Source organism: Rhodococcus sp. P4_F3_2, from assembly GCF_056401335.1.
Genome location: NZ_JBFUJN010000150.1, coordinates 1 through 545, shown reverse-complemented (window position 1 = coordinate 545; position 545 = coordinate 1). Strand labels below are relative to the sequence as shown.

Here is a 545-nt window from a genome sequence, read left to right as displayed (position 1 = left end):
GTGGAAAACCATTAATATCTTGAATCATAAAAGCATCGTATTGTTTTAGGGAGAACTGGGCTTGATACATGTATTCAATAACAAGAATCTTTGTACCAGATACGCCACACAAAATTCCTGATGTTCCTTGTCCATTCGTTAAGGAAATTCCTACGGGTCGCCCTATTAAATAATTAATTTTTTGTTGCCAAGGCATTACAATCACTCCTTTTATCTAATCATATTAGAATAAATAAAAGGAGTGCCTGTATAGTTCACCGGGATAGATATATTTGAACAAAATTCTTATTTAAGTAAATCTAAGTCTATTACAGTTTAACCCTCTTATAGAATACCCTTAGGTTAAATAGCAGTAACTGTTACCGAAATAAATGAATTAGGATTTATTTACATGATATAGTCAACTTGAGTTGACTGAAAGTGCCTTAAGGCAAGTGTAATCACGTATATAATTTCTTATTAACGGCTAAGGTCTGGTCCTTGTTTCTTTGACCTGTTTATTGTTGTACTTCTAAATCTTCTTATTTGTTGTGCTTGTTCTTGAC

1 protein-coding gene is annotated in these 545 nt (G+C 32.5%); it reads right to left on the bottom strand.

What is annotated here, in order from left to right; genetic code table 11:
* Positions 1 to 196: hypothetical protein (locus AC1DWA_RS33180; RefSeq protein WP_477917693.1), on the bottom strand; the 196-nt coding region annotated here is incomplete at its 3' end.
* Positions 197 to 545 lie beyond the last annotated feature (349 nt).